Origin of the sequence: Lentibacillus jeotgali, from assembly GCF_000224785.1 — a bacterium.
GTDB lineage: Bacteria > Bacillota > Bacilli > Bacillales > Amphibacillaceae > Lentibacillus > Lentibacillus jeotgali.
This window is the reverse complement of the sequence record NZ_AGAV01000005.1, coordinates 548,309-572,053: the sequence shown is the minus strand read 5'-3', so window position 1 is coordinate 572,053 and position 23,745 is coordinate 548,309. Positions and strand designations below refer to the sequence as shown.

Annotated in this window: 21 protein-coding genes; 2 read left to right on the top strand and 19 right to left on the bottom strand. The window is 46.1% G+C overall.

What is annotated here, in order from left to right; genetic code table 11:
• Positions 1-80: 80 nt before the first annotated feature.
• Genes glnA through gltB form a run of 3 tightly spaced genes read right to left on the bottom strand, consistent with a single transcriptional unit; the run spans position 81 to position 7,521 of the window.
• The gene (glnA, locus tag ON01_RS05550; protein ID WP_010530020.1) at positions 81-1,406 is read right to left on the bottom strand and encodes a type I glutamate--ammonia ligase; all 1,326 of its coding nucleotides are present in this window, start codon (positions 1,404-1,406) and stop codon (positions 81-83) included.
• Between the two features lie 28 nt (positions 1,407-1,434).
• Complete coding sequence (locus ON01_RS05545; RefSeq protein WP_010530019.1) at positions 1,435-2,922, bottom strand: glutamate synthase subunit beta; 1,488 nt, start codon at positions 2,920-2,922, stop codon at positions 1,435-1,437.
• 45 nt (positions 2,923-2,967) lie between these two features.
• Complete coding sequence (gene gltB / locus ON01_RS05540) at positions 2,968-7,521, bottom strand: glutamate synthase large subunit (protein ID WP_010530018.1); 4,554 nt, start codon at positions 7,519-7,521, stop codon at positions 2,968-2,970.
• Between the two features lie 136 nt (positions 7,522-7,657).
• Between gltB and gltC the strand changes: the two genes are divergently transcribed.
• Together gltC and ON01_RS05530 are read left to right on the top strand one after the other, a co-directional pair.
• Positions 7,658-8,560 (top strand): glutamate biosynthesis transcriptional regulator GltC, encoded by a 903-nt coding sequence (gene gltC / locus ON01_RS05535; protein WP_010530017.1) that lies wholly within the window; start codon positions 7,658-7,660, stop codon positions 8,558-8,560.
• A gap of 106 nt (positions 8,561-8,666) precedes the next feature.
• Complete coding sequence (locus tag ON01_RS05530; RefSeq protein ID WP_010530016.1) at positions 8,667-10,265, top strand: ABC transporter permease; 1,599 nt, start codon at positions 8,667-8,669, stop codon at positions 10,263-10,265.
• A 234-nt stretch (positions 10,266-10,499) separates the two neighbouring features.
• Here the strand turns inward: ON01_RS05530 and ON01_RS18515 are convergent, their stop codons facing one another.
• From ON01_RS18515 to ON01_RS05450, 16 genes are all read right to left on the bottom strand, one after another.
• Positions 10,500-11,198, bottom strand: a complete 699-nt coding sequence (locus ON01_RS18515; RefSeq protein WP_010530015.1) for a YrrS family protein — start codon at positions 11,196-11,198, stop codon at positions 10,500-10,502.
• A 212-nt stretch (positions 11,199-11,410) separates the two neighbouring features.
• Positions 11,411-12,088 (bottom strand): uracil-DNA glycosylase, encoded by a 678-nt coding sequence (locus tag ON01_RS05520; RefSeq protein WP_010530014.1) that lies wholly within the window; start codon positions 12,086-12,088, stop codon positions 11,411-11,413.
• Positions 12,089-12,167: 79 nt separating this feature from the next.
• Complete coding sequence (locus ON01_RS05515; RefSeq protein ID WP_010530013.1) at positions 12,168-12,950, bottom strand: serine hydrolase; 783 nt, start codon at positions 12,948-12,950, stop codon at positions 12,168-12,170.
• A gap of 61 nt (positions 12,951-13,011) precedes the next feature.
• Positions 13,012-13,296: a hypothetical protein gene (locus tag ON01_RS05510; RefSeq protein ID WP_245544984.1), complete on the bottom strand. Its 285-nt coding sequence runs from the start codon at positions 13,294-13,296 to the stop codon at positions 13,012-13,014.
• 107 nt (positions 13,297-13,403) lie between these two features.
• Positions 13,404-14,117: a hypothetical protein gene (locus ON01_RS05505; RefSeq protein WP_010530011.1), complete on the bottom strand. Its 714-nt coding sequence runs from the start codon at positions 14,115-14,117 to the stop codon at positions 13,404-13,406.
• Between the two features lie 17 nt (positions 14,118-14,134).
• Positions 14,135-14,719, bottom strand: a complete 585-nt coding sequence (locus ON01_RS05500) for a cob(I)yrinic acid a,c-diamide adenosyltransferase (RefSeq protein ID WP_010530010.1) — start codon at positions 14,717-14,719, stop codon at positions 14,135-14,137.
• 14 nt (positions 14,720-14,733) lie between these two features.
• Positions 14,734-15,180 (bottom strand): bifunctional adenosylcobinamide kinase/adenosylcobinamide-phosphate guanylyltransferase, encoded by a 447-nt coding sequence (locus ON01_RS05495; RefSeq protein ID WP_010530009.1) that lies wholly within the window; start codon positions 15,178-15,180, stop codon positions 14,734-14,736.
• On the bottom strand, positions 15,132-15,758 hold the full coding sequence (locus ON01_RS05490) for a histidine phosphatase family protein (protein ID WP_010530008.1): 627 nt from the start codon (positions 15,756-15,758) through the stop codon (positions 15,132-15,134). Before ON01_RS05490 ends, ON01_RS05495 begins: the two co-directional genes overlap by 49 nt.
• The gene (gene cobS / locus ON01_RS05485) at positions 15,716-16,522 is read right to left on the bottom strand and encodes an adenosylcobinamide-GDP ribazoletransferase (RefSeq protein WP_010530007.1); all 807 of its coding nucleotides are present in this window, start codon (positions 16,520-16,522) and stop codon (positions 15,716-15,718) included. The genes ON01_RS05490 and cobS overlap by 43 nt, the downstream gene beginning before the upstream one ends.
• The gene (locus ON01_RS05480; RefSeq protein WP_010530006.1) at positions 16,512-17,357 is read right to left on the bottom strand and encodes a cobyric acid synthase; all 846 of its coding nucleotides are present in this window, start codon (positions 17,355-17,357) and stop codon (positions 16,512-16,514) included. The genes cobS and ON01_RS05480 overlap by 11 nt, the downstream gene beginning before the upstream one ends.
• Positions 17,354-17,914 (bottom strand): bifunctional adenosylcobinamide kinase/adenosylcobinamide-phosphate guanylyltransferase, encoded by a 561-nt coding sequence (locus ON01_RS05475; protein WP_010530005.1) that lies wholly within the window; start codon positions 17,912-17,914, stop codon positions 17,354-17,356. The genes ON01_RS05480 and ON01_RS05475 overlap by 4 nt, the downstream gene beginning before the upstream one ends.
• Complete coding sequence (gene cobD / locus ON01_RS05470; protein WP_010530004.1) at positions 17,896-18,972, bottom strand: threonine-phosphate decarboxylase CobD; 1,077 nt, start codon at positions 18,970-18,972, stop codon at positions 17,896-17,898. Before cobD ends, ON01_RS05475 begins: the two co-directional genes overlap by 19 nt.
• The gene (gene cbiB / locus ON01_RS05465; RefSeq protein ID WP_010530003.1) at positions 18,947-19,912 is read right to left on the bottom strand and encodes an adenosylcobinamide-phosphate synthase CbiB; all 966 of its coding nucleotides are present in this window, start codon (positions 19,910-19,912) and stop codon (positions 18,947-18,949) included. Before cbiB ends, cobD begins: the two co-directional genes overlap by 26 nt.
• 3 nt (positions 19,913-19,915) lie before the next feature.
• On the bottom strand, positions 19,916-21,376 hold the full coding sequence (locus tag ON01_RS05460; RefSeq protein ID WP_010530002.1) for an adenosylcobinamide amidohydrolase: 1,461 nt from the start codon (positions 21,374-21,376) through the stop codon (positions 19,916-19,918).
• 227 nt (positions 21,377-21,603) lie between these two features.
• Positions 21,604-22,650, bottom strand: coding sequence for a FecCD family ABC transporter permease (locus ON01_RS05455; protein ID WP_010530001.1), 1,047 nt, complete (start codon positions 22,648-22,650; stop codon positions 21,604-21,606).
• Positions 22,622-23,608, bottom strand: coding sequence for an ABC transporter substrate-binding protein (locus ON01_RS05450; RefSeq protein WP_010530000.1), 987 nt, complete (start codon positions 23,606-23,608; stop codon positions 22,622-22,624). Before ON01_RS05450 ends, ON01_RS05455 begins: the two co-directional genes overlap by 29 nt.
• Positions 23,609-23,745 lie beyond the last annotated feature (137 nt).

Genomic DNA, 23,745 nt, shown 5'->3' with positions numbered 1-23,745 from the left:
CCACGAAACGAAGAGCCTCCTCTGAGCAGCAGCTTGGAGGAGGCTCTTACGAGTATATTCGGAATGTGGATACAAGCGTATTAATAAGATGTTAAGTACTGCTCACGCTCCCATGGATGTACAGCGGTTCTGAACATATCCCATTCAATTTGTTTTGCTTCAACAAAGTGTTCATATAAATGGTTGCCAAGCGCTTCTGTAATGACCGGATCGTTATCAAGTTCCTCAAGTGCATCCATTAAGGTCGCTGGAAGGCTTTTAATGCCATGCTCCTCACGTTCTGCTTTATCCATTTCGTAAATATTTTGATCAACTGGCTCTGGTGGTGTCAGCTTATTCTCGATCCCATCCAGTCCGGCAGACAATAACACTGCAAGCGTCATATAAGGGTTTGCCGCAGGATCCACACTCCGTGCTTCAATGCGGGTGCTTAACCCTCGTGAGGACGGCACACGGACCAATGGGCTGCGGTTCAGGCCTGACCATGCCACATAACAAGGGGCTTCATAGCCGGGAACCAACCGTTTATACGAATTGACCGTTGGGTTGGTGACAGCTGTAAAATTCGTGGCATGCTTGATAATGCCTGCTGTAAATTGCTTCAATGTAGTGCTGACCTGCATATCGCCTTTTTCATCATAGAACACATTCCTGCCGTCTTTAAACAGCGACATATTCACGTGCATGCCGGATCCGTTAACGCCGAATAGCGGTTTTGGCATGAAGGTCGCATGCAAGTTGTGCTTCCGGGCGATCGTCTTCACGACTAATTTAAATGTTTGAATGTCGTCCGCATGTTTCACAGCATCGGAATACTTAAAATCAATTTCATGCTGGCCGGGGGCAACTTCGTGGTGGGACGCTTCAATTTCAAATCCCATTTCTTCCAGTTCCAGGACGATATCACGCCGGCAGTTTTCACCTAAGTCAGTTGGGGCAAGGTCGAAATAGCCGCCCCTGTCATTCAGCTCCATCATCGGGTCACCTTTTTCATCCAATTTAAACAGGAAGAATTCTGGTTCAGTTCCGATATTAAATGCTGAATAGCCTAATTCCTCCATACGTTTCAGATTACGCTTTAAATTATAACGTGGGCAGCCTTCAAACGGCGTTCCATCCGGATTATAGATATCACATATAAAACGGGCGACCTTCCCTTTTTCCGCTGTCCACGGAAATACAACAAATGTATCCAAGTCAGGATAGAGATACATGTCTGATTCGTCAATCCGGACAAATCCTTCGATTGATGACCCATCAAACATCATCTTATTGTCAAATGCTTTTTCCAGCTGACTATATGGGATTTCGACATTTTTAATCGTCCCAAGCATATCCGTGAATTGCAGCCGAATAAATCGCACACTTTCTTCGTCAATCATTTTATAAATATCTTGTTTGTTCATAACAGTATTCATCCTTTTCTACAAAATATTAAACTGATTCTTTCAGATACGACGGCAGTGCGGAGGTTCCCATTAAATAGTCATCAATTTTATGCGCTGCTTCCCTCCCTTCATTGATAGCCCAGACGATTAAGCTTTGACCGCGTCTGGCATCACCTGCTGTAAAGACGTTATCGATATTGGTCATAAAGTCACCGTATGTTGCTTTCACGCTGCCATCTTCAGTATCCAGACCATACTGCTTCAGCTCTGCATCGGGGCCTTCAAAACCGATGGCAATAAAGACAAGCTGGGCTGGCCAAACCTGTTCTGTTCCGGGTATTTCTCGAAATGTTGCCTTGCCGTTTTCATCAGTTGTTTTTTCCATTTCCACGGTATGCACTTCTTTCAGCGTACCGTCTTCACCGGCAACAAATCGCTTTGTCTGAATACAGTATTGACGCGGATCTTCCCCGAATTTAGCGGCTGTTTCTTTATGAGCATAATCGACGGTGAAAACATTCGGGAATTCCGGCCACGTATTGCTTCCGGTTCTTGCTGATGGCGGTTTTGGATGTTTCCCGAATTGGACCACACTGTTGCACTCTTGACGAAGCGCTGTTGCGATGCAGTCTGCCCCTGTGTCACCGCCGCCAATGACGATGACATCTTTCCCTTTGGCATCGATAAAGTCTTCATCCTGCAGCAATTGCTTCGTGGAAGCTGTCAGATAATCCATCGCAAAATGAACACCCTCTGTGTCTCTTCCCTCCAAAGGCAAATCACGCTGTTTTTGTGCGCCGATGCATAAGATGACCACATTGTATTGACGGTTTAATGCCTCAAAGGAGATGTCTTTGCCTGCTTCTGTGTTCAGGATGAAATCAATCCCTTCGTGCTCAAGAAGCCGGATTCTGCGCTCGACCACATCTTTTTCCAGTTTCATATTGGGAATACCGTACATCAATAGGCCTCCCGCCCGGTCCTGGCGTTCATATAGGGTAACGTGATGGCCGGCCTGATTCAATTGGTCGGCACTGGCCAGACCGGCAGGACCGGAACCAATGACAGCAACTTTTTTCCCTGTTCGTTTGTCCGGAATTCGCGGTGAGATCCAGCCATTTTCAAATCCTTTATCAATAATCGTCCGTTCGATACTTTTTATGGTAACGGCAGGATCTGAAATGGCAAGTGTGCAGGATCCTTCACACGGTGCAGGACATGCTCTCCCCGTAAATTCAGGAAAGTTGTTCGTTTTTAACAGCCGCTCCAGTGCTTCTTTCCATCTGCCCTTATAGACCAGGTCATTCCATTCCGGTATCAAATTGTAAATCGGGCATCCGGCTGTGGCGCCGTTGATGACTTCTCCGATCTGACAAAAAGGCGTACCGCAATCCATACATCTGGCGCCCTGAGTCATCAATGTTTCATCAGAGTAGGAGGTATCATATTCACGCCAGTCATTTGTCCGAATAAGCGGATTGCGTTTTTGGGTCTCCTCACGCTGATATTCCATAAATCCTGTCGCTTTTCCCATGTCATCGCCCCTTTCGTTGGTTCTTTCCGGCTCCGGAATCCCGGATTACAATGATACTTTTTCCGGTTCTTTCGGTTTCCTGGGAGCCGTTTCCTCACTTTTTGCTTGAAATGCACGCATTGCCGCTTCCTGATCTGTCAAGCCGTCATTTTTATAAGTCTGTATGGTGTTCTGCATATTCTTATAATCTTTCGGAATTACTTTAATAAAATCGCCGATGCAGTGTTCCCAGTTTTCCAAAACATGTTGGGCTTTTTGGCTGTCGGTATAATGAAAATGTTTCTTAATCATCTGTCTGACTTCTTTTTCTTCAGCAGGATCAGACAGTGTTTCAAATCCAATCATTTCCTGGTTGCACAGCTGCTTGAATGCTTCTTTGTCTTTGGCATAGACATAAGCGATACCGCCCGACATACCAGCTGCAAAGTTTTTGCCAGCGTCGCCCAAGACCACGACACGTCCCCCTGTCATATACTCACAGCCATGATCACCGATGCCTTCAACAACGACATGCGCACCACTGTTGCGCACTGCAAACCGTTCGCCGGCATATCCATTCATATACGCTTCACCTGATGAAGCACCGTATAATGCGACATTGCCAGCAATAACGTTGATGGATTCAGCGTTTGTTGCTTCGGCTGGCGATGAGACAACGATTTTCCCGCCGGATAAGCCTTTTCCGACATAATCATTCACATCCCCTGTCAAATAGAGTGACATGCCTTTTGGCACATAAGCACCAAAGCTCTGACCCGCTGAGCCCGTGAATCGCAATGTGATTGAATCTTCTTCCATTCCTTGTTCACCATATCGCTTGGAAATCTCGCTTCCTGTAATCGTCCCAACTGCACGGTTTGTATTTTTAATCCAATAAGAAAAGTCTGCTTTTTGCTTGCGTTCAACTACCTGTTTAACATCCGGCCAAATTTCCCTCGAATCAAGTGACTTATCAAGCTCGTGGTCCTGTTTTGTCTGACAGGTTGATGGCCCTTCAATCTGATGAAGCAACGCTGATAAATCCAAATCACGTGCTTTCCAGTGCGCTTTCGCCCTGTTATTGACTTTTAGAACATCAGACCGGCCGACCATTTCTTCAACTGTTCTAAATCCGAGTTCAGCCATAATTTCCCGCACTTCCTCGGCGATATAAAACATGAAATTGACGACATGATCGGGATCACCCATGAATTTTTTGCGGAGTTCAGGGTTTTGAGTGGCCACGCCAACCGGGCATGTATCCTTATGGCACACCCGCATCATGACACAGCCAAGCACAACCAGTGGTGCTGTTGCAAATCCGAATTCTTCGGCTCCGAGCAAGGCTGCCATAACCACATCTTGACCGGTCATTAATTTGCCATCCGTTTCCAACACCACCCGCTTTCTTAAATCGTTTAATTTCAGCGTCTGATGCGTTTCACTAAGACCGAGTTCCCACGGCAGTCCCGCATGCTTGATACTTGTTTTCGGCGAAGCACCGGTTCCACCGTCATAACCGCTGACGGAGATCACATCAGCTTTTCCTTTGACAACACCTGATGCGATGGTGCCGATACCGGCTTTGGCCACAAGTTTTACACTGATGCGAGCATCTCGATTCGCGTTTTTTAAATCGTGAATTAACTGTGCCAAATCTTCAATGGAATAAATGTCATGATGCGGCGGTGGTGAAATCAGATCAACACCAGGGGTTGAACCGCGCACACCAGCCACCCATGGATACACCTTGCTTCCAGGCAGCTGTCCGCCTTCACCCGGCTTGGCACCTTGAGCCATCTTAATCTGAAGTTCATCTGCATTGACCAGGTAATGACTTTTGACACCAAATCGGCCTGATGCGATTTGTTTAATGGCACTTCTCTTCAGATCACCGTTTTTATTTTTGACAAAGCGGCGTGAATCTTCACCACCTTCCCCGCTGTTGCTTTTACCGCCGATGCGGTTCATGGCAATTGCTAATGATTCATGCGCTTCCTCACTTAAGGAACCAAATGACATGGCGCCTGTTTTAAACCGTTTAACAATCGACTCGGCCGGTTCTACGTCATCAATTGAAATCCCACGCCGATTTTTAAATGTCAGTAGGTTCCGCAAAAAGTTAAGCCGTTCCTCGTTTGCTGCTGTGGAATATTCCTTGAACAAATCATAATTGCCTCTGCGGCATGCCCATTGCAGTTTATGGATGGTTGTCGGGTTAAACGCATGATGCTCCCCGGTCTTCCGCCATTGGAAGTCACTGCCCGATTCCAGTGACACGTCAACGTCATTTTCATAAGCTGTTTTGTGCCGCATACGCGCTTCGTCTTCAATTGTATTCAAGCCGATACCGCCAAGCTGGGAAGCCGTTCCGGTGAAGTAATGGTCAATGACGTCTTTGCTGATACCGATCGCTTCAAATATTTGTGCGCCACGGTAACTTTGAATGGTTGAAATCCCCATTTTGGACATGACTTTGACGATACCTTCTGTCACGCTTTTAATATAGGTGTTAACAGCATCTTGGTAGCAGAGTGATAGGTGGCCATCATCAATCGCCTGATTCAATGTCGCATAAGCGAGATATGGCGTAATCGCATCCGCTCCATAACCGATCAATGCCGCAAAATGATGCACTTCCCTGGCCTCACCTGTTTCAGCAATGATACTCACATCCGTTCGCATGCCCGTGCGGATAAGATGTTGATGCAAACCGCTTACGGCCAACAGCGACGGAATCGCAGGTGTCTGATAATTCATATTTTTATCTGTCAAGACCAGGATACTGATGCCATCAGCAATCAATTGGTCTGCCTGCTGGAAAATACGCTCCAACGCGCCTTCTAAATCGCCGTCAAACAATGTGTCAATCGTCCCGGCTGTAAACCCGTCATAGCTGTTAGCCTTTAATAAGTCCAGCTGATGATTGGACAAAATCGGTGTATCAACCTGAAGTCTTCGGCAATTCGTCTCATTGGGATGAAGAATATTGCCAACCGGCCCGAGCATCGTCATCGTCGAGGTGACAAGCTGTTCACGATAGGCATCAATCGGCGGATTGGTCACTTGCGCAAACAGCTGCTTAAAATAAGAAAAGAGTGATTGCGGATGATCAGACAGCACCGCAAGCGGCACATCATTGCCCATGGCACCGACTGGATCTTTCTCACCTGTGATCAACGGGATTAAATATTTGTGGACGTCTTCATACGTGTAGCCAAAAGCTTTTTGCCGTTTAGCCAAACCAGCGAACTGATGAGGTTGCGTTACTTCCGCTTCATTATCAATGGTTACCATTTGCTCATTCAGCCATTTTTGATACGGTTTTTCAGTAACCATTTCCTCTTTAATTTCTTCATCGGAGATAATCCGCCCTTCATCCATATCAAGCAGCAGCATCTTTCCGGGGCTGAGACGGTCTTTATACAGAACCTCGTCTTCCCCAACATCAATGACGCCCACTTCCGAGGAATAAATTAAGTGATCGTCTTTTGTGATGTAATAGCGCGCTGGACGCAGCCCATTACGATCCAATATCGCACCAATTTGTTTACCGTCAGTGAATGATATGGATGTCGGTCCGTCCCACGGCTCCATCAGCGAGCTGTGATACTTGTAGAAAGCCTTTTTCTCCTCCGACATATGCGGATTATTCGCCCATGGTTCTGGAATAAGCATCATGGCAGCATGAGCCGGTTTTCGGCCGGCAAGTACCAGAAACTCCAGCGCGTTATCCAGCATCGCCGAATCACTGCCTTCAGTGTCCAAAATCGGCAGCACTTTTTCCAGATCATCGCCAAACGCTTCCGATACAAACTGTTTCTCGCGTGCCTGGATCCAATTCTTATTCCCCTGAAGTGTATTTATCTCCCCGTTATGCATTAAATAACGGTTCGGATGTGCGCGTTCCCAGCTCGGAAACGTATTCGTGCTGAAGCGGGAATGGACTAACGCGAATGCCGATGTAAAGCGCTCATCCTGTAGATCAGCATAAAATATCTCCAGCTGTTCAGGCGTCAGCAAACCTTTATACACAAGCGTCTGACTCGACAGACTCGGAAAATAAATCGACTCGTTTTGTTCTAGTGCTATTTTTTCCGCCTGTTTACGGATAACATATAATTTTCGTTCAAACGCGGTTGTCTCACCAGCGGTATCATCATCCCCAATAAACACCTGGCGTATGACCGGGCAACTTGCAATCGCCTTTTCACCGATTGTGTTAACGTTCACAGGAACTGTTCGCCATCCGAGAACCGTCTGCCCTTCTTGTTCAATCAGCTTATTGATTTCATTCTCCAGAAATGCGCGGTTGTCCGTATCATTCCGGAAAAAAATCATCCCAACACCATAGCGGCCCTTTTCGGGCAGACCTATATCCGGACAAACTTGCCGGAAATAATGATCCGGAATCTGGACCATCAATCCAGCGCCGTCTCCCATTGTGGGATCATCGTTGCCGCCGCGATGGTCAAGCTGACACAGCATCCGCAGTCCTTGTTTAACGATGTCATGAGTGGGAATACCACGCATATGCGCGTATAATCCAATGCCGCATGCATCATGTTCCAATTCGGGGCGATACAAACCCTGAGCTTTTGGTATTTGATTGTAATGCATCATTCATCCCTCCCAGGATTGTCATTCAATTCCGTAATTGCTGTGTATTTGTCATTATAGGTTTTCAAATTAATCGAAACAATATATAATTTAGATATAATCAATCGATTCTTGATATGAATGGTGGATGATAGGAATGGAGTTGCGCCAATTACGCTATTTTATGGAAGTAGCAGAATGGGAACACGTTTCGGAAGCTGCACTTCATTTACATGTTGCTCAGTCAGCCGTAAGCAGGCAAATTGCCAATTTGGAAAATGAACTTGAAGTCGATTTGTTTAAACGTGAAGGCAGAAATATTAAATTAACCCAGATCGGAAAGACATTTTATGATTATACAAAGGTTGCCATGGAGGCGATTGACAATGCCAAAAAGCAAATAGATGAATATCTCGACCCTGAACGCGGAACAATCAAAATTGGCTTCCCAACAAGCTTATCCAATCACCTGATGCCCAGTGTGATTTCCGCTTTTAAAGATGAATATCCGAATGCCAGGTTTCAATTGCGCCAAGGATCGTATCGCTACCTGATCGATTCCGTCAAAAAAGGTAACATACAAGTAGCATTTCTCGGACCGGTCCCTAAAGATGAACCTGACGTTGAATCCCACATTTTATTTTCCGAACAGATCATGGCATTGCTGCCGATTAATCACCCTTTTTCCGAGAAAAAAAGTGTATCGCTCACTGATATGAAACATGATCACTTTGTCAGTTTTCCTGAAGAATATGTCCTGAATAAAATAACAATCGATGCATGCAGACAAGCAGGCTTTAATCCAACGATTTCTGCCGAGGGAGAAGATCTTGACGCCATCAAAGGTCTCGTCTCTGCAGGGATTGGTGTCACACTGTTACCGGAAAGCACATTTCATGAATCAACTCCAAGAATGACCGTTAAAATACCACTCGAGCTTCCGGCAGTCAATCGAACGGTCGGAATGATTAAACCAAAGAAAAAAACACTGTCACCATCAGAGGAAGTGTTTTACGATTTCGTAAAGCAGCTTTTCTCACGGTTACAGCAATTTCAATAGGTTTATTATGTCACGTCCTCACTCCATTTTCACCCGCCTAATTTTGTGAATTGGATCATACACCTCTATAATAGGGAGTAGATTACAATTTTGGGGGCGTACATAAATGTTTACCGGAACATTAGAGTTAACCAGGTTAATCCTGCGTCAGCATCGGTTCAAGCTTTTTATTTGGCTGGCCGGTCTAATTGGTGTCACATTGGCTGCCGCATCAGCTTATCCAACTATGTATCCGGATGACCAGGCAAAGCAGGCATTTGCGCTGACAATGGAAAATCCGGCTATGATTGCGATGGTCGGCATCGGGTATGACATGAAGGAGTACGCAGCAGCAATAGGGACTCTTTTTGCGAATGAAATGCTACTGTTCACTGCCATTACCGCAGCTATCATGAATATACTCCTCGTCGCACGGATGACCCGTGCAGATGAGGAGGATGGGCGGGTTGAAATGATCCGCTCCCTTCCTGCAGGGCGCCTCGCCTATATGAGTGCTGCCATCATTGTTATCATATTAGCAAACGCGATTCTGGCGCTTGTCACCGGATTTGGATTGACTGCTCTCGGGATTGATGGGATCGATGCGGAAAGTTCGTTTCTGTATGGTTCAATTTTAGCCGGAACCGGATTAACGTTTGCCGGCTTCACGGCGGTTTTCGCTCAGTTGGCTGAGACAGCGCGGGGCACCAGCATGCTGGCGTTTGGTGCGCTGATTGCAGCCTACCTTATGCGGTCTGTGGGAGACGTGAACAGTGACGTTCTTTCACTCATTTCGCCGCTCGGCTGGACCGTCAGGACAAACGTTTTTGTTGATAACCATTGGTGGCCGATTTATCTGTTTCTCGCTCTTGCCATTGTGTTAATATTTGGGGCTTTCTGGCTGCAGGCTATTCGCGACCTTGATCAAGGCTTTGTTCCCGCAAAAGGCGGGGGAAAACATGCCTCATCCTTGCTGCAAAAACCATTTGGTCTGATTTTGCGGCTTCAGCGCACCAATCTTCTAATCTGGGGAATTTGCCTATTTCTGTTGAGCGCGTCATTCGGTTTTATCCTTGGTGATCTGGAAAATTATTTTTCTGACGTGGCCTTTATGGAGGCAATGCTAGCGAACAGTCCGGGGAGCAACTTAACAGATCAATTTATTTCGCTTTTGATGGCTATTATGGCACTGATCAGCACCGTGCCGGCAGTTATGGCGGTATTGCATATAAAAGGCGAAGAATCCAAACACCGGACTGAAAACATCTATAGCCGTGCTGTTTCACGGCTGTATCTGTTGAGCAATTATGTGGGTTTGGCGATTGTGGTGAGTGTGATCATGCAGGCGCTTGTTGCTTTGGGACTATGGTCTGTTGGGTTGTCGGTCATGGATAACGCGCTTTCCTTCAACACTGTTTTTTCGGCGGCATTTGTCTACCTACCTGCCATGTGGGTCATAACCGGTCTTGCTGTATTGCTGATCGGCATGCTTCCAAAAGCAGCTACGCTTGTTTGGTTATATTTATTTTATGGATTTGTAACCGTGTATATCGGCGGCCTGCTCGAACTTCCGGAATGGCTGAACAACCTGTCAGTCTTCGAACATGTTCCCCAGTTGCCCGCTGCTGATATGGAAGCTGAAAACATGTTATGGCTGACAGGCATTGCCATCGCGATAATCGCTGCTGGTTTTATCGGATATCGAAAACGGGATATGGAAGGATAAAACGTATTACCAAGATTTAATGATCAGGCCCCGCAATTGTCGGATCGGCTCAAGTTGTCACAAATTCCGCTCAAGTTCACAAATTTCCCGCTCAAATGGTCACAATTAGCTTTCACCACGAACAAAGGTGCAAGTGCCCGTTTAGTGATGTACGGACTGAGCTCAGCGCTGCAGAATAAAAGTCCACCCTGAGCTTCTAACTCAAGGTGGACTGGTATCTTTATTCAACTTACCTCATCGGCTTTGTCGATTAACACTTGTCACTTTCCATCCTTTTTGATCGACCCACTGCAGATTGACGACATACATCCAGTCTTGTACACCTTCAGGACTGACTTTGCCGACTGATTGGTGCGGACCTCCGCCACCTTCAAGCCGCCAGAGCGTCATGCTGTCATCCAGTCCTGTCGCCATTTTAATAGCTTTTACCTTTTCATTCCAGTCTACTGAACCTTTATCATAACTGGACGTATGCTCACCGGTCTGGGAAGTGCCGATGGGTTCGCCAATATTTTCTGAATTAGGACCGCTTCCATCCTGCTGCGATTCATTTTCCTCCTGATTTTCTTGGTCGTCATTGTCGTTTCCATTCTGTTCAGATTTATTGTTTCCCTGTTCATTATTCTCGTGCACATCCTGCTGGGACTCACCTTCTTGCTGATCAGCATTCTCTTCTTGGTTAGAGGATGCTGTTTCAGACTTTTCGTCAGCATTTTCATCTTCAGTAATTTGAACGCTATTGTCCTTGCCGTTCGATTCGCCTTCACTCGCGGCACTGTTTTGCTGATCTTCAGTTCCGCTTGTGGTGTTGCTGTCACCAAATAGCATGTTCCCTCCAATAATTAATATGAAGATAAAGACAACACCAATAAGGCTATTAAGAATGAGATTTTGCTTATTTTTCTTCATGCGCATGTCAGATCTTGTTTTCATGATATTCTCCTTTCCAGGTACCCTAATGGCCATTTCAAGGTTTATAAAAACAGTTGCAGTAAATTTTATCTACCTGTTCCCAAATAACATAGCATTCAAACTGCAGCTGGGGTTGGCTAAAAAATGACTGCCAATTGCTGTACAATTCAGCAGTCATTTTACAAGTCTATCATATGCTTCGATTATAGTTATTCGGAATTTCCGGTTTTTTTCTAGGGTTGAATCGTAACACGCCAGTTGATGGGTGTGCGGCCTGCATCTTCCAAAAATTGATTGGCACGTGAAAACGGCCGGCTGCCAAAGAATCCTTTATGTGCGGAAAATGGGCTTGGATGCGGTGACTTTATAACAAGGTGATGCTGCCCTGTGATGAATGATTCTTTCGCCTGAGCATGCCGTCCCCAAAGCATGAACACGACCGGATACTGTTTGGCATTCACCTGCCGGATCACTTCATTTGTAAAATGCTCCCAGCCTTTGCCACGGTGGGAAGCCGGCTTGCCAGCGCGCACCGTCAGGACGGTATTCAACAGAAGAACACCCTGTTTTGCCCAGTCAACCAGGTACCCGTGATCAGGAATCGCGACCCCGATATCCTCGTGCAGTTCTTTATAGATATTTTGTAAAGAGGGCGGTATGCTGACTTCCGGTCTCACCGAAAAGCTTAACCCGTGCGCCTGATTCGGACCATGGTACGGATCCTGGCCGATTATAACGACTTTGGTATTTTCATAGCCTGTATAGTGCAGGGCATTAAAAATATCATACATGTCCGGGTATACCGTGGAGCTCCCATACTCCTGTTTTAAAAACGAACGCAGCTCCAGGTAGTAGTCTTTTTCAAATTCATCTGCTATGACCGGCGCCCAGTCATTCGTTAAAATAGCCAAAATTTCAGCTCCCAACTATCTGATAGAATCCTATAAATAATCATATCACGCATTGGAAGAACTGAAAATTGTTGCATGCTTACGCGGTCAAGTAAGCCATAATCACTTTTCCGATGCGGGCAATTGCGTGCTGCGCTGCGACATGATCACTGTTGCCAACCATCAAAACCGCAGCAGTAACCGTCCTGTCCTGATACTGGAAAATCCCGACATCATGCTCGGCATGTGCAAGTTCTCCGGTTTTATTGGCAATGATAACGTCGTCGTTCACATGATAAGCAGGCAATTTGGAGGCAAGCTGCTGCTGGGTCATTATATGCAGGATGCTATTGGCAGATTCCTTCCTTAACAGATTAGGTGCGGCAATTTCTGCAAGCAATTTGACCATATCTCCTGCTGTTGTAGTATTTTCCAGACCTTTTTCGGCTGCTTCCATATCCATAAAACAGCGCTGGATTTCCGTATTATGACATTGCAGCTCATGGCAAAGCCTGTTCACATTATCAATCCCAACCCGCTTAAGCGCCAGATTAGAGGCGGTATTATCCGAGACAATGATCATGAGTGTCAGTACATCGAGCAGCGTCATCGAAGCATCTTCTGACAAAGACTGTAATACACCGGAACCGCCGACCTTAGCATCGGTCGGAACCCTTAATGTTTCAGACAAATTCAATCCACTATTTTCAGCCTGACGGAACGCTTCCATAATGATCGGGATTTTTATGACACTGGCAGCAGGCATTGGCATGCTTTCATTGATTGCTATGGAGTGGTGCCCTTCTTTGATAACCAGCCCAATTGGCGAATTAATATCGGATATAATGCTGAATATTTCGGATTCCAATTGCTTGAAAGTCATGCAAATCCTCCCTATGCTTTTCGGATTCAATAAAAAAAGCAGCCCTACAGACTGCACCAAGCTATTCTTGTCCTATTGTAGTTTTTATCCAATGAATATCCTTTTCATTGTCCCAGGTTTTCTTAGCAAGCAAATCAACGCTGCCTTGAACTCTGTCAATTTTTGCATCCATTCGATCAAGCCGATTTTCTACTGCTTCAAAACGTTTGTCCACCTCATCAAAACGTTTATCCACCTCTTCAAAGCGTTTATCTACCTGTTCAAAGCGTCGATTAACTTTTTCAAAACCACCATTCATTTGATCCTGCAATTCTTTGATGGCCTGCAGCACTTGATTATTTGCCATATCACTCACAGTATCCGCCCTCCCTCTTTCCTTCATTTATAAGTTAACGGCACGTGTGTTAATACCATTATAAAAGATTTGTTTGAAAACGTCTATATGGTGATGTTCTATGATTCAACCACGCCAACTGGTAACAGTCTGTAAAAAAAGGAACCGACTACTTCTTTTATTTTCGCTTCATCTCCATTGTCGTAGGCTATCAAAAAGCAGGTAGCCGGGCCGGCGGATTTTTCCAAGTCAACCGTACAATCCAGCTTATTTGACCGGCCCGTCCAGGTTCTCCATGCTGCAGCAACGCCCTTTGAGCCAACCGGAAGCAATGCGTTCACCGAATCCATTCGGCACAGACGCTGAAATAACCAAAGTGGTGCGACTTTATCCGGTTGTTCAAGCACTTCATTGCCGACTAAAGGTGTCCCGATGACCGCAAATCCTTCATCGCCCAGGAAGCCGCTCGTTTTCGCGAGTGTTCTCGTTCCAACAACCGTCAGACCCAGGCCCGATTGCAGGCCGGGAAAATTGCTCTCAGTACTGCCGGTAATAGGGATCTGATCCAGCTTTAATTTTTCCATTACTTGTTCCACGCCTTGTTTATAGTCCTGCCAGGCCTCATTGTCTGTAAAATTCTGCATGACGACTGCCCTTACTTCTCCTCCAGCAGCAAGGCATTCCATAACAGCTACACGGCAGGCAAAGTAGCCCACAACGCTATTCGATGTACGGACTGCATCACGCGTTTTTTCACCAATGGCGCCATTGTTATCCGAGGCAATGACGAGCTCTTGTCCAGCCGTCAAAGGCAGTACAACAACGTTATTCATCCCGGATTAGTTCCTTATTAATCCCGTTTCTTCTTGTTGGTTCCACGGAATACCTTTGCGCTGCGTGCATATTCAACATCCGGAACATCTAATCTGGCATTAATGACGCGTGCAGCTGCGAAAAAGTAATCCGACAGACGATTGACATATTTTAATGGAACAGGTGAGATGTCCTCTTCCGCTTTCATGAGTGATACAATCATGCGTTCAGCCCGGCGTGTCACTGTTCTGGCGATATGAATCGAGGCAGAGGCATCTGAGCCGCCCGGCAATATAAACCGTTCCAAATCCGGTGCCTCATCAATCAATTCATCCATTTTGTCTTCCAGGTAAGTAATCGGTTCTTCGGTCAATTTATGGTCGCGTTTTTCTTTAATATTCGATAATTCCGAGCCGCAGTCAAACAACTCATGCTGAACCTTCTCAAGGTCTGCGACAATATCCGGGAAAATATCCTTATCCAATTCCGAAATCGCCTTTCCGACAAACGAATTCACCTCGTCAATTGTGCCGTAAGCCTCAACGCGAATGTCGTCTTTATCCAATCTTCCACCAATGACACTTGTCTGCCCTTTGTCGCCTGATTTTGTATAAAGCCTCATGTAAAAGCCTCCTCTTAAAATTCATTGTGCTTTATCGTTTGTTCGATGCCATACCAGATCACATCAGCCCGGTCGGCTTGTGTCACCAAATCCTGGTAGATCCACCCGGTTATATCCCGCCACAGCCGATTCCTTTTATCCGTTGGTACTATCCCTTTGGAAATATCTGTGCCGATGATCACAAGTTTTCGGTGGCTGTCGGCATTTTCCCATGCCAGCCAATGCTTAATTTGATTGATTATATTTTGACGATGAATATCAGGTGTGAGCGCTGTATCGATTTGCGTATAAATCCATTTTTCAAGACCTTCCAACACTACTAAATCCGGCATCGTTTCATGTGACGGTTTCGTTAGCGCATCTGCGTTATAGGCGCTCAGCCATAAGCGATGATTCGCATCATAGTGTTTTTTCACCCATTTCCGTTTGCCGTTGAAGGCACCGCCTGTAATAAAGTGCATCGGCCATCCTCCTTCCAGTCATGGTATGTCCAGCAAAGTCTGATCCCGCTCGCGTGTGGGATTTGCCATTGCCAAAAACTTTTCGTCTCATCAGCCAGCTTTGTTAATAAAGAGCGGATGACCCCGCCATGCGTTACCAGCAAAACTTTCTGATAACCCTGATCATGTATGGTTTTCTTGAGTGAATTCCAGCCGCTCATGACCCTTTTTTCCATATCGGCAAAACTTTCACCATCAGGCATTCTTCCTGAAAAAGGGTCCGAAAGCCAATTTTGATATGTTTCGTCCTGATAAAGATCCGCATATGTTTTCAATTCCCACTGGCCAAAATGCATTTCGCGAAATGCTTCACTTAACACGGTCTGCATGCTTGGACAAAGGATGTCAGCTGTTTGCCTGCAGCGGGTTAAATCACTGGATACACAGTGGTCAAAGTTTGGCATATCGCTTTCCATCACTTTTAACCTTTTACATGCCTCACGCGTTATCGGTGGATCACGCCACCCAACATATCTTTTTTCCAGGTTTGCTTTTGTTACACCATGGCGAAAGAGTGTAACAGCCACATAACAATCCATAACACCAGCTCCATCCCTTCTGAGGTCGCCCCTAATGTATCGCCCGATATACCGCCAAAATGCTTCACAATTCTCCCGGCGATTATAAACCCTATAACGATCATACAGCTTACGAGAATCAAATAGATTGCCAATAATTCAATATTTAACAGCCCTATCAATATACCAATGATAATTAAATAGCCCCCATAAACCAGCCAGAATGATCGGCTCGCACCTTGTTTAAAAAAGTGAGCCATCCCACTATTTCGAGCTTCCGGCAAAACCTGCAAATAGGTGCCCATCAGCATTTTCCCAAGAAACGGAATCAGCATGACCGTTAAATATGTCCAGGGGTGTGCCATGGTGATCAATTCATAAAGAATTACAAACCGCACGCCAAGAAATATGACAATCGACAATACGCCAAATGCACCGACACGGGGGTCCTGCATAATTTCCAGCCGCTTTTCGGGATCCCGATACGAAAAATAGGCGTCGCTGGTGTCAATGAGACCATCCAGATGAATGCCGCCTGATAGAAAAATCAGTACCAGCCATAAACATAGCGCAGTTATAACGTCAGAAAAAGGCATGTAAGACATAAGTACAAACAAAATAGCTGTATAGATGACCCCCTGCAGTAATCCGAGGAGCGGGAATGTCCGTAACGCATATGCCAGATAGAAACGGTTCATCGGAAGCTCACGATTGATGGGAATGCTTGTGAAAAGCTGCAGGTTGATGGCCATCCCGGTAAAAATGCCCCGTAAACTAGTGAACATGTGCTTCACCCAGCATGATTGTTAATAGTTTACGCCAGTCCAAATACTTTTCCACATGTTTTGCTAATTTTTCATATGTAGCTTCTTTATCCATTACATCGTCACTGGAAAATTCCGGGGTACTTAAACCGTCCTCCTCAGCAAGGTCATGTTCGATGTATGGTACGACACCCAAAACAGGGATCCCGGTATAAGCCTCAAGCCACTCATTGCCTGAAGCAAACGAGGCTACATCGCCGTGAAATTTATTAATGATCAGCCCCCTTACCCGATTTCGCTCTTCCGCTGTCAGTAATGCCAGTGTTCCGGCGATACTCGCAAAAGCGCCTCCCCTGTCGATATCGGCGACCAGAATAACCGGAACGTCCGCCATCTCGGCCGCAGCCATATTGGCAAGGTCACGCTCCTTCAGATTCATCTCCACAGGACTGCCTGCTCCTTCGAGAAAAATGAGGTCATACCGCTTGTCCAACTGCTTTAGTGCCGATTGGATTGTTTGTTTTGCTTCATTATAATAGATCTTTTGATAATCATCGCCATTAATTGTACTGATGGTTTCCCCCATAAAAATCACCTCTGTCCGATGATCTTCAGAAGGTTTTAAGACAATCGGATTCATGCATACGGACGGCGTAAGACCGGCTGCTTCAGCTTGCTGAGCCTGTGCAACACTCATTTCTTTTCCATCTTCCGTTTGAATTGTACGATTAGACATGTTCTGTGCTTTGAATGGTGCAGCAGCATATCCCCTTTCAGCAAACAAGCGGCACAGAGCGGTTGTGATAAGACTTTTCCCAACATTTGAAGCTGTTCCTTGAATCATAACCCCTCTCATTCCGCTGCTCCTTTCTTGCAAATCGGGAGTCCATTTTCGACCAAATAGGCCGTATCCGCCTGGTAAACGATCTTTTGATGAAGGCTACCAAGTATGTACTGATATTTTTTTATTAATTGTTCCTTAAAGGGGACCTCTTGTGTCACTTCATTAGAAACAACAATTAGCACTGAGGAAGCTTCCTGAAGACTGGTTAATTCGTCGAATAGACAATCAATCAACCATTCAGCTTCCTTCATCATCAATTCATATAAATAATTGTCCAGAAGGGTTGTCACGCAATCCAAAACGAGTATATCCCGTTTTGAAAAATGCCTGGCAATACGCTGCACGTTATACGGACATTCCCAGGTCTCCCAGTGAACGGGTGCGTTTTCCCGATCTCTCCTGTGGCGGGCAATCCGTTCCGACATCTCCATGTCAATAGAATCACTACATGCAATATAATGCAGGTTTGCCTCCAAGTCCTGTCCTAAATCGATAGCCATCTTCTCCGCATATGAGGTCTTTCCGCTCCGAGAACCGCCTGTGACAAATATCAGTTTTCCTGTTTCCATTCGGATAGCGCCTCCATTAATAGATTGTTTTCCCCTTCCTTTTTAACAGCCGCACGAAGCCACGTCCCTTCAAGACCGGGAAAGTTATAAGTATGCCGCAATACAAGTCCTTTGCGCAATAAATACATGAACAATTCCTGCTGATCGTCCAGTGCAGGGTCTCTGATCAGGTAAAAATTCACTGCTGATGGGCTGTGCAGAAACCCGTTTTCCCTGAAGAAAGAAAATAACCGCATTCTTTCTGCCTTTATATACGTTCTGGTCCGTGTGCTGTGCCGGCGGTCATTCAAGCACAGCGTTCCAGCTTCTAAAGCAATGGCATTGAGACTCCAATGTGGCTGGGTCTTTTTGATTTTTGATAGAAGTTCTGGCTGACCCGCCAAAAATCCCAGGCGCAGCCCTGCAATACTATACATCTTTGTAAGTGATCGGAGGACCAGTAAGTATGGAGATCTGCCTGTTTGTTGAATGGACGTGACAGGATTCGATGCAAAATCATAAAACGCTTCATCGATGACGAGCAGCGTTTTAGACTGCCTACACGCATCAATCAGCCAATTGATGGTCGACCGGTCATATTGCACACCTGCCGGGTTATTGGGATGGCAAAAGAAGACAGCATCAACGGCATCGATTTCCTGTTGCAATGCTGCCTTTTCTAATTGCCAGTTTGGCGGATGAACAACATGATAAAAAATGCTGCAATTTTCATTCCTGCAGGCAGACGCATATTCCGAAAAAGCCGGGTGAATGATCAGCACCTTTTTTCCGTGGATATAACGAGCGATTAACGTAATGAGTTCAGAAGCACCATTGCCGGGCAGCAAATGAGATTCTGCTACACCTTCATGAGCGGCAATAGTCTGTTTCAGTTCCACGGCTGATGGATCTGGATAATCTTCAATATCCCCCAGCCAGCTTTGCCAGTGGTGTTTGATAGAAGCAGGTGCGCCCAATGGATTAATGTTCACACTGAAGTCCACCATTTCTGCAGGTTTATCCATCCCCAAAGCCCTAAACAAATGATCCGGATTAGAGCCATGTGCTGGCAATTGCATAACATCCTCCCCCTATCCATAAAAGTATTAAAAAAAGCCCAACTGATCGTTCCATGATTGTAATGGCTCCCTGTATATGCCCCTTTTGCAAGTCTTTTTGCGGCAGTCCCATAACGGCCCGTTCTGATTTGATTCCCTGATAATAATTTGTGCCCCCGAGCTGAACACCCAAAAGAAGTGCAACGGCTGCCTCTCCCCAGCCGCTGTTCGGACTCGGATGCTTAGCAGCCTCTGTTTTCAGCATGTGCAACGCCTGCCTTTTCGTCAAAAATGAGGATGAACAGACGGCTATCATACAAACACCGGTGATGCGGCTTGGGAGCCAATTAACCATATCATCAAACCGGGCTGATGCCCAGCCGAAATCATGATACCGTTCATTGTTGTACCCAACCATCGAGTCGCACGTATTCACAGCACGATACACCATCGCCAGCGGGGTGCCGCCGAATAATGCCCAGAATAATGGCGCGGTAATACCATCGCTGATATTTTCAGCAACGGTTTCGACAGTCGCTCTGGTAACCCCGCTTTCTTTCAGCTTATGCGTATCTCTACCGACAATCATCGAAACCTGCAGTCTGGCAGCTGTGATATCACCGTCTTTTAATGGGTGATAAACGTTCATCGCAGCTTTTTTTAAATCGTGTTGCGCAATCGTTGTCGCGATGATGGCTGATTCCACCGCAACTCCGGCTATGGAATGAATATGATATGCTGCCCACACGAGAAGACTTGTCACAGAAAATACTGTCAGCATCACTGCAATCAGCAGCATACCGCCTTTAGCCTTTCTTTGCCCGCCTATATTCAGACGATACTCGAGCCAGGCAATAAACGATCCAATCCAGCGTACAGGGTGCGGCCACGAAGGTGGATCCCCAATCATCCGGTCAATTATGAGAGCCAGTGTGATGCTGATTAAATGATAAAGGAGCATCGGCTAACCCGCCTGACTTCGCTCGATCGCTTTTTTCGTTTCCGTGTAGACACTTTCCCCAATCAATTGACCAAGTACTGTCGCTGTTCCTGCATATGACAGTGTTTCGCCCTGTTGCGTGGCAGCCACCAGAATACTGTCTGTTGAGGTGCCAGTTGCGATGGTGTTCGTCCGCTTATCTCGAATGTCCAGCTCCCTTAACGCTTGGGCCTTGGCCTCCGTTGCCGTCATAACCGCCTGGATAAATGCTTCTTCGGTTAAGTGCCCATTGACAAACAGCCAAATATTGATTGTCCCCTGAGTTAAGGGATAAGACGCCCCGACTGATTGTGTACCGTCTGTTGCATTTCCTACCCCGGCAGTCACAACAGTGAAGAGAGAGACATGTTCTCTTTCCCAAAGGCTATAAGCAGCATCAGAGAGTTGAACTGCTGTCATCATACCGACTGTCATCCCCATATTAAATCCGTTTTTTTCCAGGTAATCATGCATCTCCCCTTCTGGATCAGAACAATCATAATTCTTTGGCACATGACGATTAACAAAAGCACTATTCCAGCCAATGCCGGCACCACACACGCCCGATGATAATGTACGTAACGGGATTGGTGAAGTTAAAGTGATATGCTCCTGCTTAATGGTTAACATCGACGGACCAATCATGACCGCTTCTGCTGAACATTCTGCTTTATCCGGAAGTAAATGCATCTGTGGCTTAGCGACTGTCGGGTGTGGATATTTGGTCACATTCGTTTTATAAACTTCCTTGATCAATCTCTCACTCAGCACGCCATCAGGTGTATGTATTGCCCGCTCCCGGCCCTTGTCCAGCAACAGCAGCCGGTCACAGTACAGACTTGCAAGATTCAGGTCATGGAAAATAGAAACGACAGTTAACCCTTCTTGTTCCGCCCCTTTTTTCAGCAGATCCAGCAAATCTTTTTGATAAGCCAAATCCAGATGGTTCGTCGGCTCATCAAGCAGCAATAGACCTGGCTGCTGAGCCAAAGCCTGGGCCAAAAATACCCGCTGCTGCTCCCCGCCTGACAGCTCCTGAACTGCCTGATGTTGAAATACCGTAATATTCGTCTGCTCCATAACCGTGTAAAGTACACGTTCATCCTCAGGCGTCCACCTTTGAAAAAGACCCTGATGATGCGCATACCGCCCAAGGGCCACTGTTTCTCTCACCGTATATGAAAACGCATGCGCTGTAAGCTGAGGGAGAACAGCCATTTTCTTCGCCAGTGCTTTTCTGGAAAAATGATCTATGCTTCTGTTATCCACCTGGACGGAACCGGAAGTGCAGGAGATTAAGCCGCTGATCATTTTCAGCAGAGTCGTTTTACCGCTCCCATTCGGCCCCAATATACCAAAAAATTCGCCCTGTGAAACGGAAAAACTGATATCCTGAATAACTGACTCCCCATCATAGCCGCCTGATACATGTTCAAGATTTAGCATGACATCCCTCCTCTCCTCGGCAGCCCCCGTTTTTGATAGCGCTGCGTTAGTTTTCGATCGAGTTGCACGCGTTTTCGATCGAGTTGCACGCGTTTTCGATCGAGTTGCACGCGTTTTCGATCGAGTTGCACGCGTTTTCGATCGAGTTGCACGCGTTTTCGATCGAGTTGCACGCGTTTTCGATCGAGTTTTGCATCGTCGTGTTACTCGATGCAAAACTCGCTAATTCAAGTGCTTTTTCGCTGTTTCATTAATATAATTGCAAATATCGGAGCGCCAATTAATGCCGTGATGACCCCAATCGGCAGAATCCTTGGCGATATAATCGTTCGTGATATAAGATCCGTCAGCATTAAAAATCCGGCTCCGGTTAAAATGGACAGAGGAAGCAGGTGCACATGGTCCGGCCCCCACAGCCGCCTTGTTAAATGAGGAATGACCAACCCAACAAAGCCGATTGCTCCCGAAACGGCCACTGCCGCCCCAGTCAAGATTGAGCCGGCCACAAGAATCACCAATTTCCGTTTTTCGACATCAACACCGAGATACTGTGCCCGTTCCTCTCCGAATGACATCGCATTTAACTCGCTGGTGTTCACTAACAGCAGCAAAGCCCCCAAGATAAAAAACGGCACAATAATTCCAATATGACTCCATCCCCTCATCGATACACTGCCAAGCAGCCACCCCATGATTTGCTGCAGCTGATCACCCGTTAACGCAATAATTAACGATATAAAAGCTCCCAGAAAAGAACTGAAGACAATACCCGTTAAAATAATCGTCTCCACCCGCATCGTCCGGTCTACTCTTCTAGCGAAAAAAAGCACAAGTAAAATGGTTATTAAAGCAGCCGCTATACTTAATGCCGGCAGCGTATAAAGTCCCAGAAAAGGAATTGATATGTTAAAAAATAATGTTGCCACTGCCCCAACAGATGCACCGGAAGAGACTCCTAAAATATACGGATCTGCCAATGGATTTCGCAGCAAACCCTGAAAAGCCGCTCCCGCAATCGCAAGAGAAGCCCCGACAAGACCGGCAAGCAGCACTCTGGGCAGTCGAATTTGCGAAACAATATTCATATTCGTTGAATCGACCTGATCAGCTATCGGTAAGCGAAAAACGTGTGCACCAATAATCTTGACAATATCTGATACAGGAACAGATACACTTCCAACGGATATACCCGTTAGCATCGATACAAGTAAAAACGCAAATGCCAGCACATAGGCAAATACATAATTATTCTTCAAAAAGTTCCGGATAGACAACTTCAGCGATCTCCTTTGCGCCTTCTACTAACCGAGGCCCGGGACGACTTACAATATCAGACGGCACATCATAAACCTGCTCTTTTTCAATCGCCGTCATGTCCCCCCAGCCATCACGATTCCTAACTTGTTCTACCGGGTTGTCCACATAACCGCCATACGTCGTTATGATGACATCCGGGTTAAGTTCCACAATGGCCTCAGGGTCGATCTGAACCCAACCGTCCTGTTTTTTCGCTGCATTACCTGCATTAATAACCTGGAGGAGGTCATCAAAAAATGTATTTTTTCCCGCCGTAAACATCTCCGGTGCAGGCGCTACTTCAAAAAAGACAGATTTACGGTCGTCATCACTGATGGCCTCCGTTTTTCCACTTAGTGCCGCAAATTCCTCTTTCATATTGCCGACGATATCCGACGCTTTTTCATCCGTACCCGTAATGTGGCCAATTTGTTCAATAGCTTCGTATGTGCTTTCGATACTCTGAGCATCCTGTACAACAAATACATTGATGCCAGCATCGCGGATCTGTTGTAATGCTTGTTTAGAGTTATGCGCACCGGAAGCATGGGCAAGCACAAGATCCGGCTCCAGGCTGAGAATAACTTCCACATTCAGCTCCATACCGCCTACTCTCTTCTTTTCCTTAACTTCTTCCGGATAATTATCATGATCAGAGACACCGACGATTTCATCCCCCAATCCGAGTGCAAACGCAATTTCGGTATTACTTGGAATTAAGGAAACGATTCGCTCTGGTTTCTCATCAATCGTCATTTCATTATCTGACGCATCAGTTACCGTTAACGGAAAAGCTGATTCCTGCGTTTCTGTTTGTTCTGCATTGTCGTCTGTACTCCCGGCCTCATTTCCTGCATCAGAACTGCCGGAACCACAGCCGACTAGAAGCCCCAGTGTAACCATTAGTAATAGTATAAATGATAAAACCTTTTTCACGTTAATTCCCCCTTATATGCTGTATTAGAAAACTTGGCTTATCGCCAAGCTTTTATGGCGAAAGCCTTAGTTGCCCTTATGCAGTAAGGAAGTATTTATACTTTCTTAACTGCCAAAATAAAAAAACATCTTCACGA

Bases quoted from the DNA above. Each gene is read 5' to 3' on its own strand.
- glnA (WP_010530020.1), bottom strand. From the start codon at position 1,406: ATGAACAAACAAGATATTTATAAAATGATTGACGAAGAAAGTGTGCGA.
- ON01_RS05545 (WP_010530019.1), bottom strand. From the start codon at position 2,922: ATGGGAAAAGCGACAGGATTTATGGAATATCAGCGTGAGGAGACCCAA.
- gltB (WP_010530018.1), bottom strand. From the start codon at position 7,521: ATGCATTACAATCAAATACCAAAAGCTCAGGGTTTGTATCGCCCCGAA.
- gltC (WP_010530017.1), top strand. From the start codon at position 7,658: ATGGAGTTGCGCCAATTACGCTATTTTATGGAAGTAGCAGAATGGGAA.
- ON01_RS05530 (WP_010530016.1), top strand. From the start codon at position 8,667: ATGTTTACCGGAACATTAGAGTTAACCAGGTTAATCCTGCGTCAGCAT.
- ON01_RS18515 (WP_010530015.1), bottom strand. From the start codon at position 11,198: ATGAAAACAAGATCTGACATGCGCATGAAGAAAAATAAGCAAAATCTC.
- ON01_RS05515 (WP_010530013.1), bottom strand. From the start codon at position 12,950: ATGACTTTCAAGCAATTGGAATCCGAAATATTCAGCATTATATCCGAT.
- ON01_RS05510 (WP_245544984.1), bottom strand. From the start codon at position 13,296: ATGGCAAATAATCAAGTGCTGCAGGCCATCAAAGAATTGCAGGATCAA.
- ON01_RS05505 (WP_010530011.1), bottom strand. From the start codon at position 14,117: ATGAATAACGTTGTTGTACTGCCTTTGACGGCTGGACAAGAGCTCGTC.
- ON01_RS05500 (WP_010530010.1), bottom strand. From the start codon at position 14,719: ATGAGGCTTTATACAAAATCAGGCGACAAAGGGCAGACAAGTGTCATT.
- ON01_RS05495 (WP_010530009.1), bottom strand. From the start codon at position 15,180: ATGCACTTTATTACAGGCGGTGCCTTCAACGGCAAACGGAAATGGGTG.
- ON01_RS05490 (WP_010530008.1), bottom strand. From the start codon at position 15,758: ATGGATTGTTATGTGGCTGTTACACTCTTTCGCCATGGTGTAACAAAA.
- cobS (WP_010530007.1), bottom strand. From the start codon at position 16,522: ATGTTCACTAGTTTACGGGGCATTTTTACCGGGATGGCCATCAACCTG.
- ON01_RS05480 (WP_010530006.1), bottom strand. From the start codon at position 17,357: ATGAGAGGGGTTATGATTCAAGGAACAGCTTCAAATGTTGGGAAAAGT.
- ON01_RS05475 (WP_010530005.1), bottom strand. From the start codon at position 17,914: ATGGAAACAGGAAAACTGATATTTGTCACAGGCGGTTCTCGGAGCGGA.
- cobD (WP_010530004.1), bottom strand. From the start codon at position 18,972: ATGCAATTGCCAGCACATGGCTCTAATCCGGATCATTTGTTTAGGGCT.
- cbiB (WP_010530003.1), bottom strand. From the start codon at position 19,912: ATGCTCCTTTATCATTTAATCAGCATCACACTGGCTCTCATAATTGAC.
- ON01_RS05460 (WP_010530002.1), bottom strand. From the start codon at position 21,376: ATGCTAAATCTTGAACATGTATCAGGCGGCTATGATGGGGAGTCAGTT.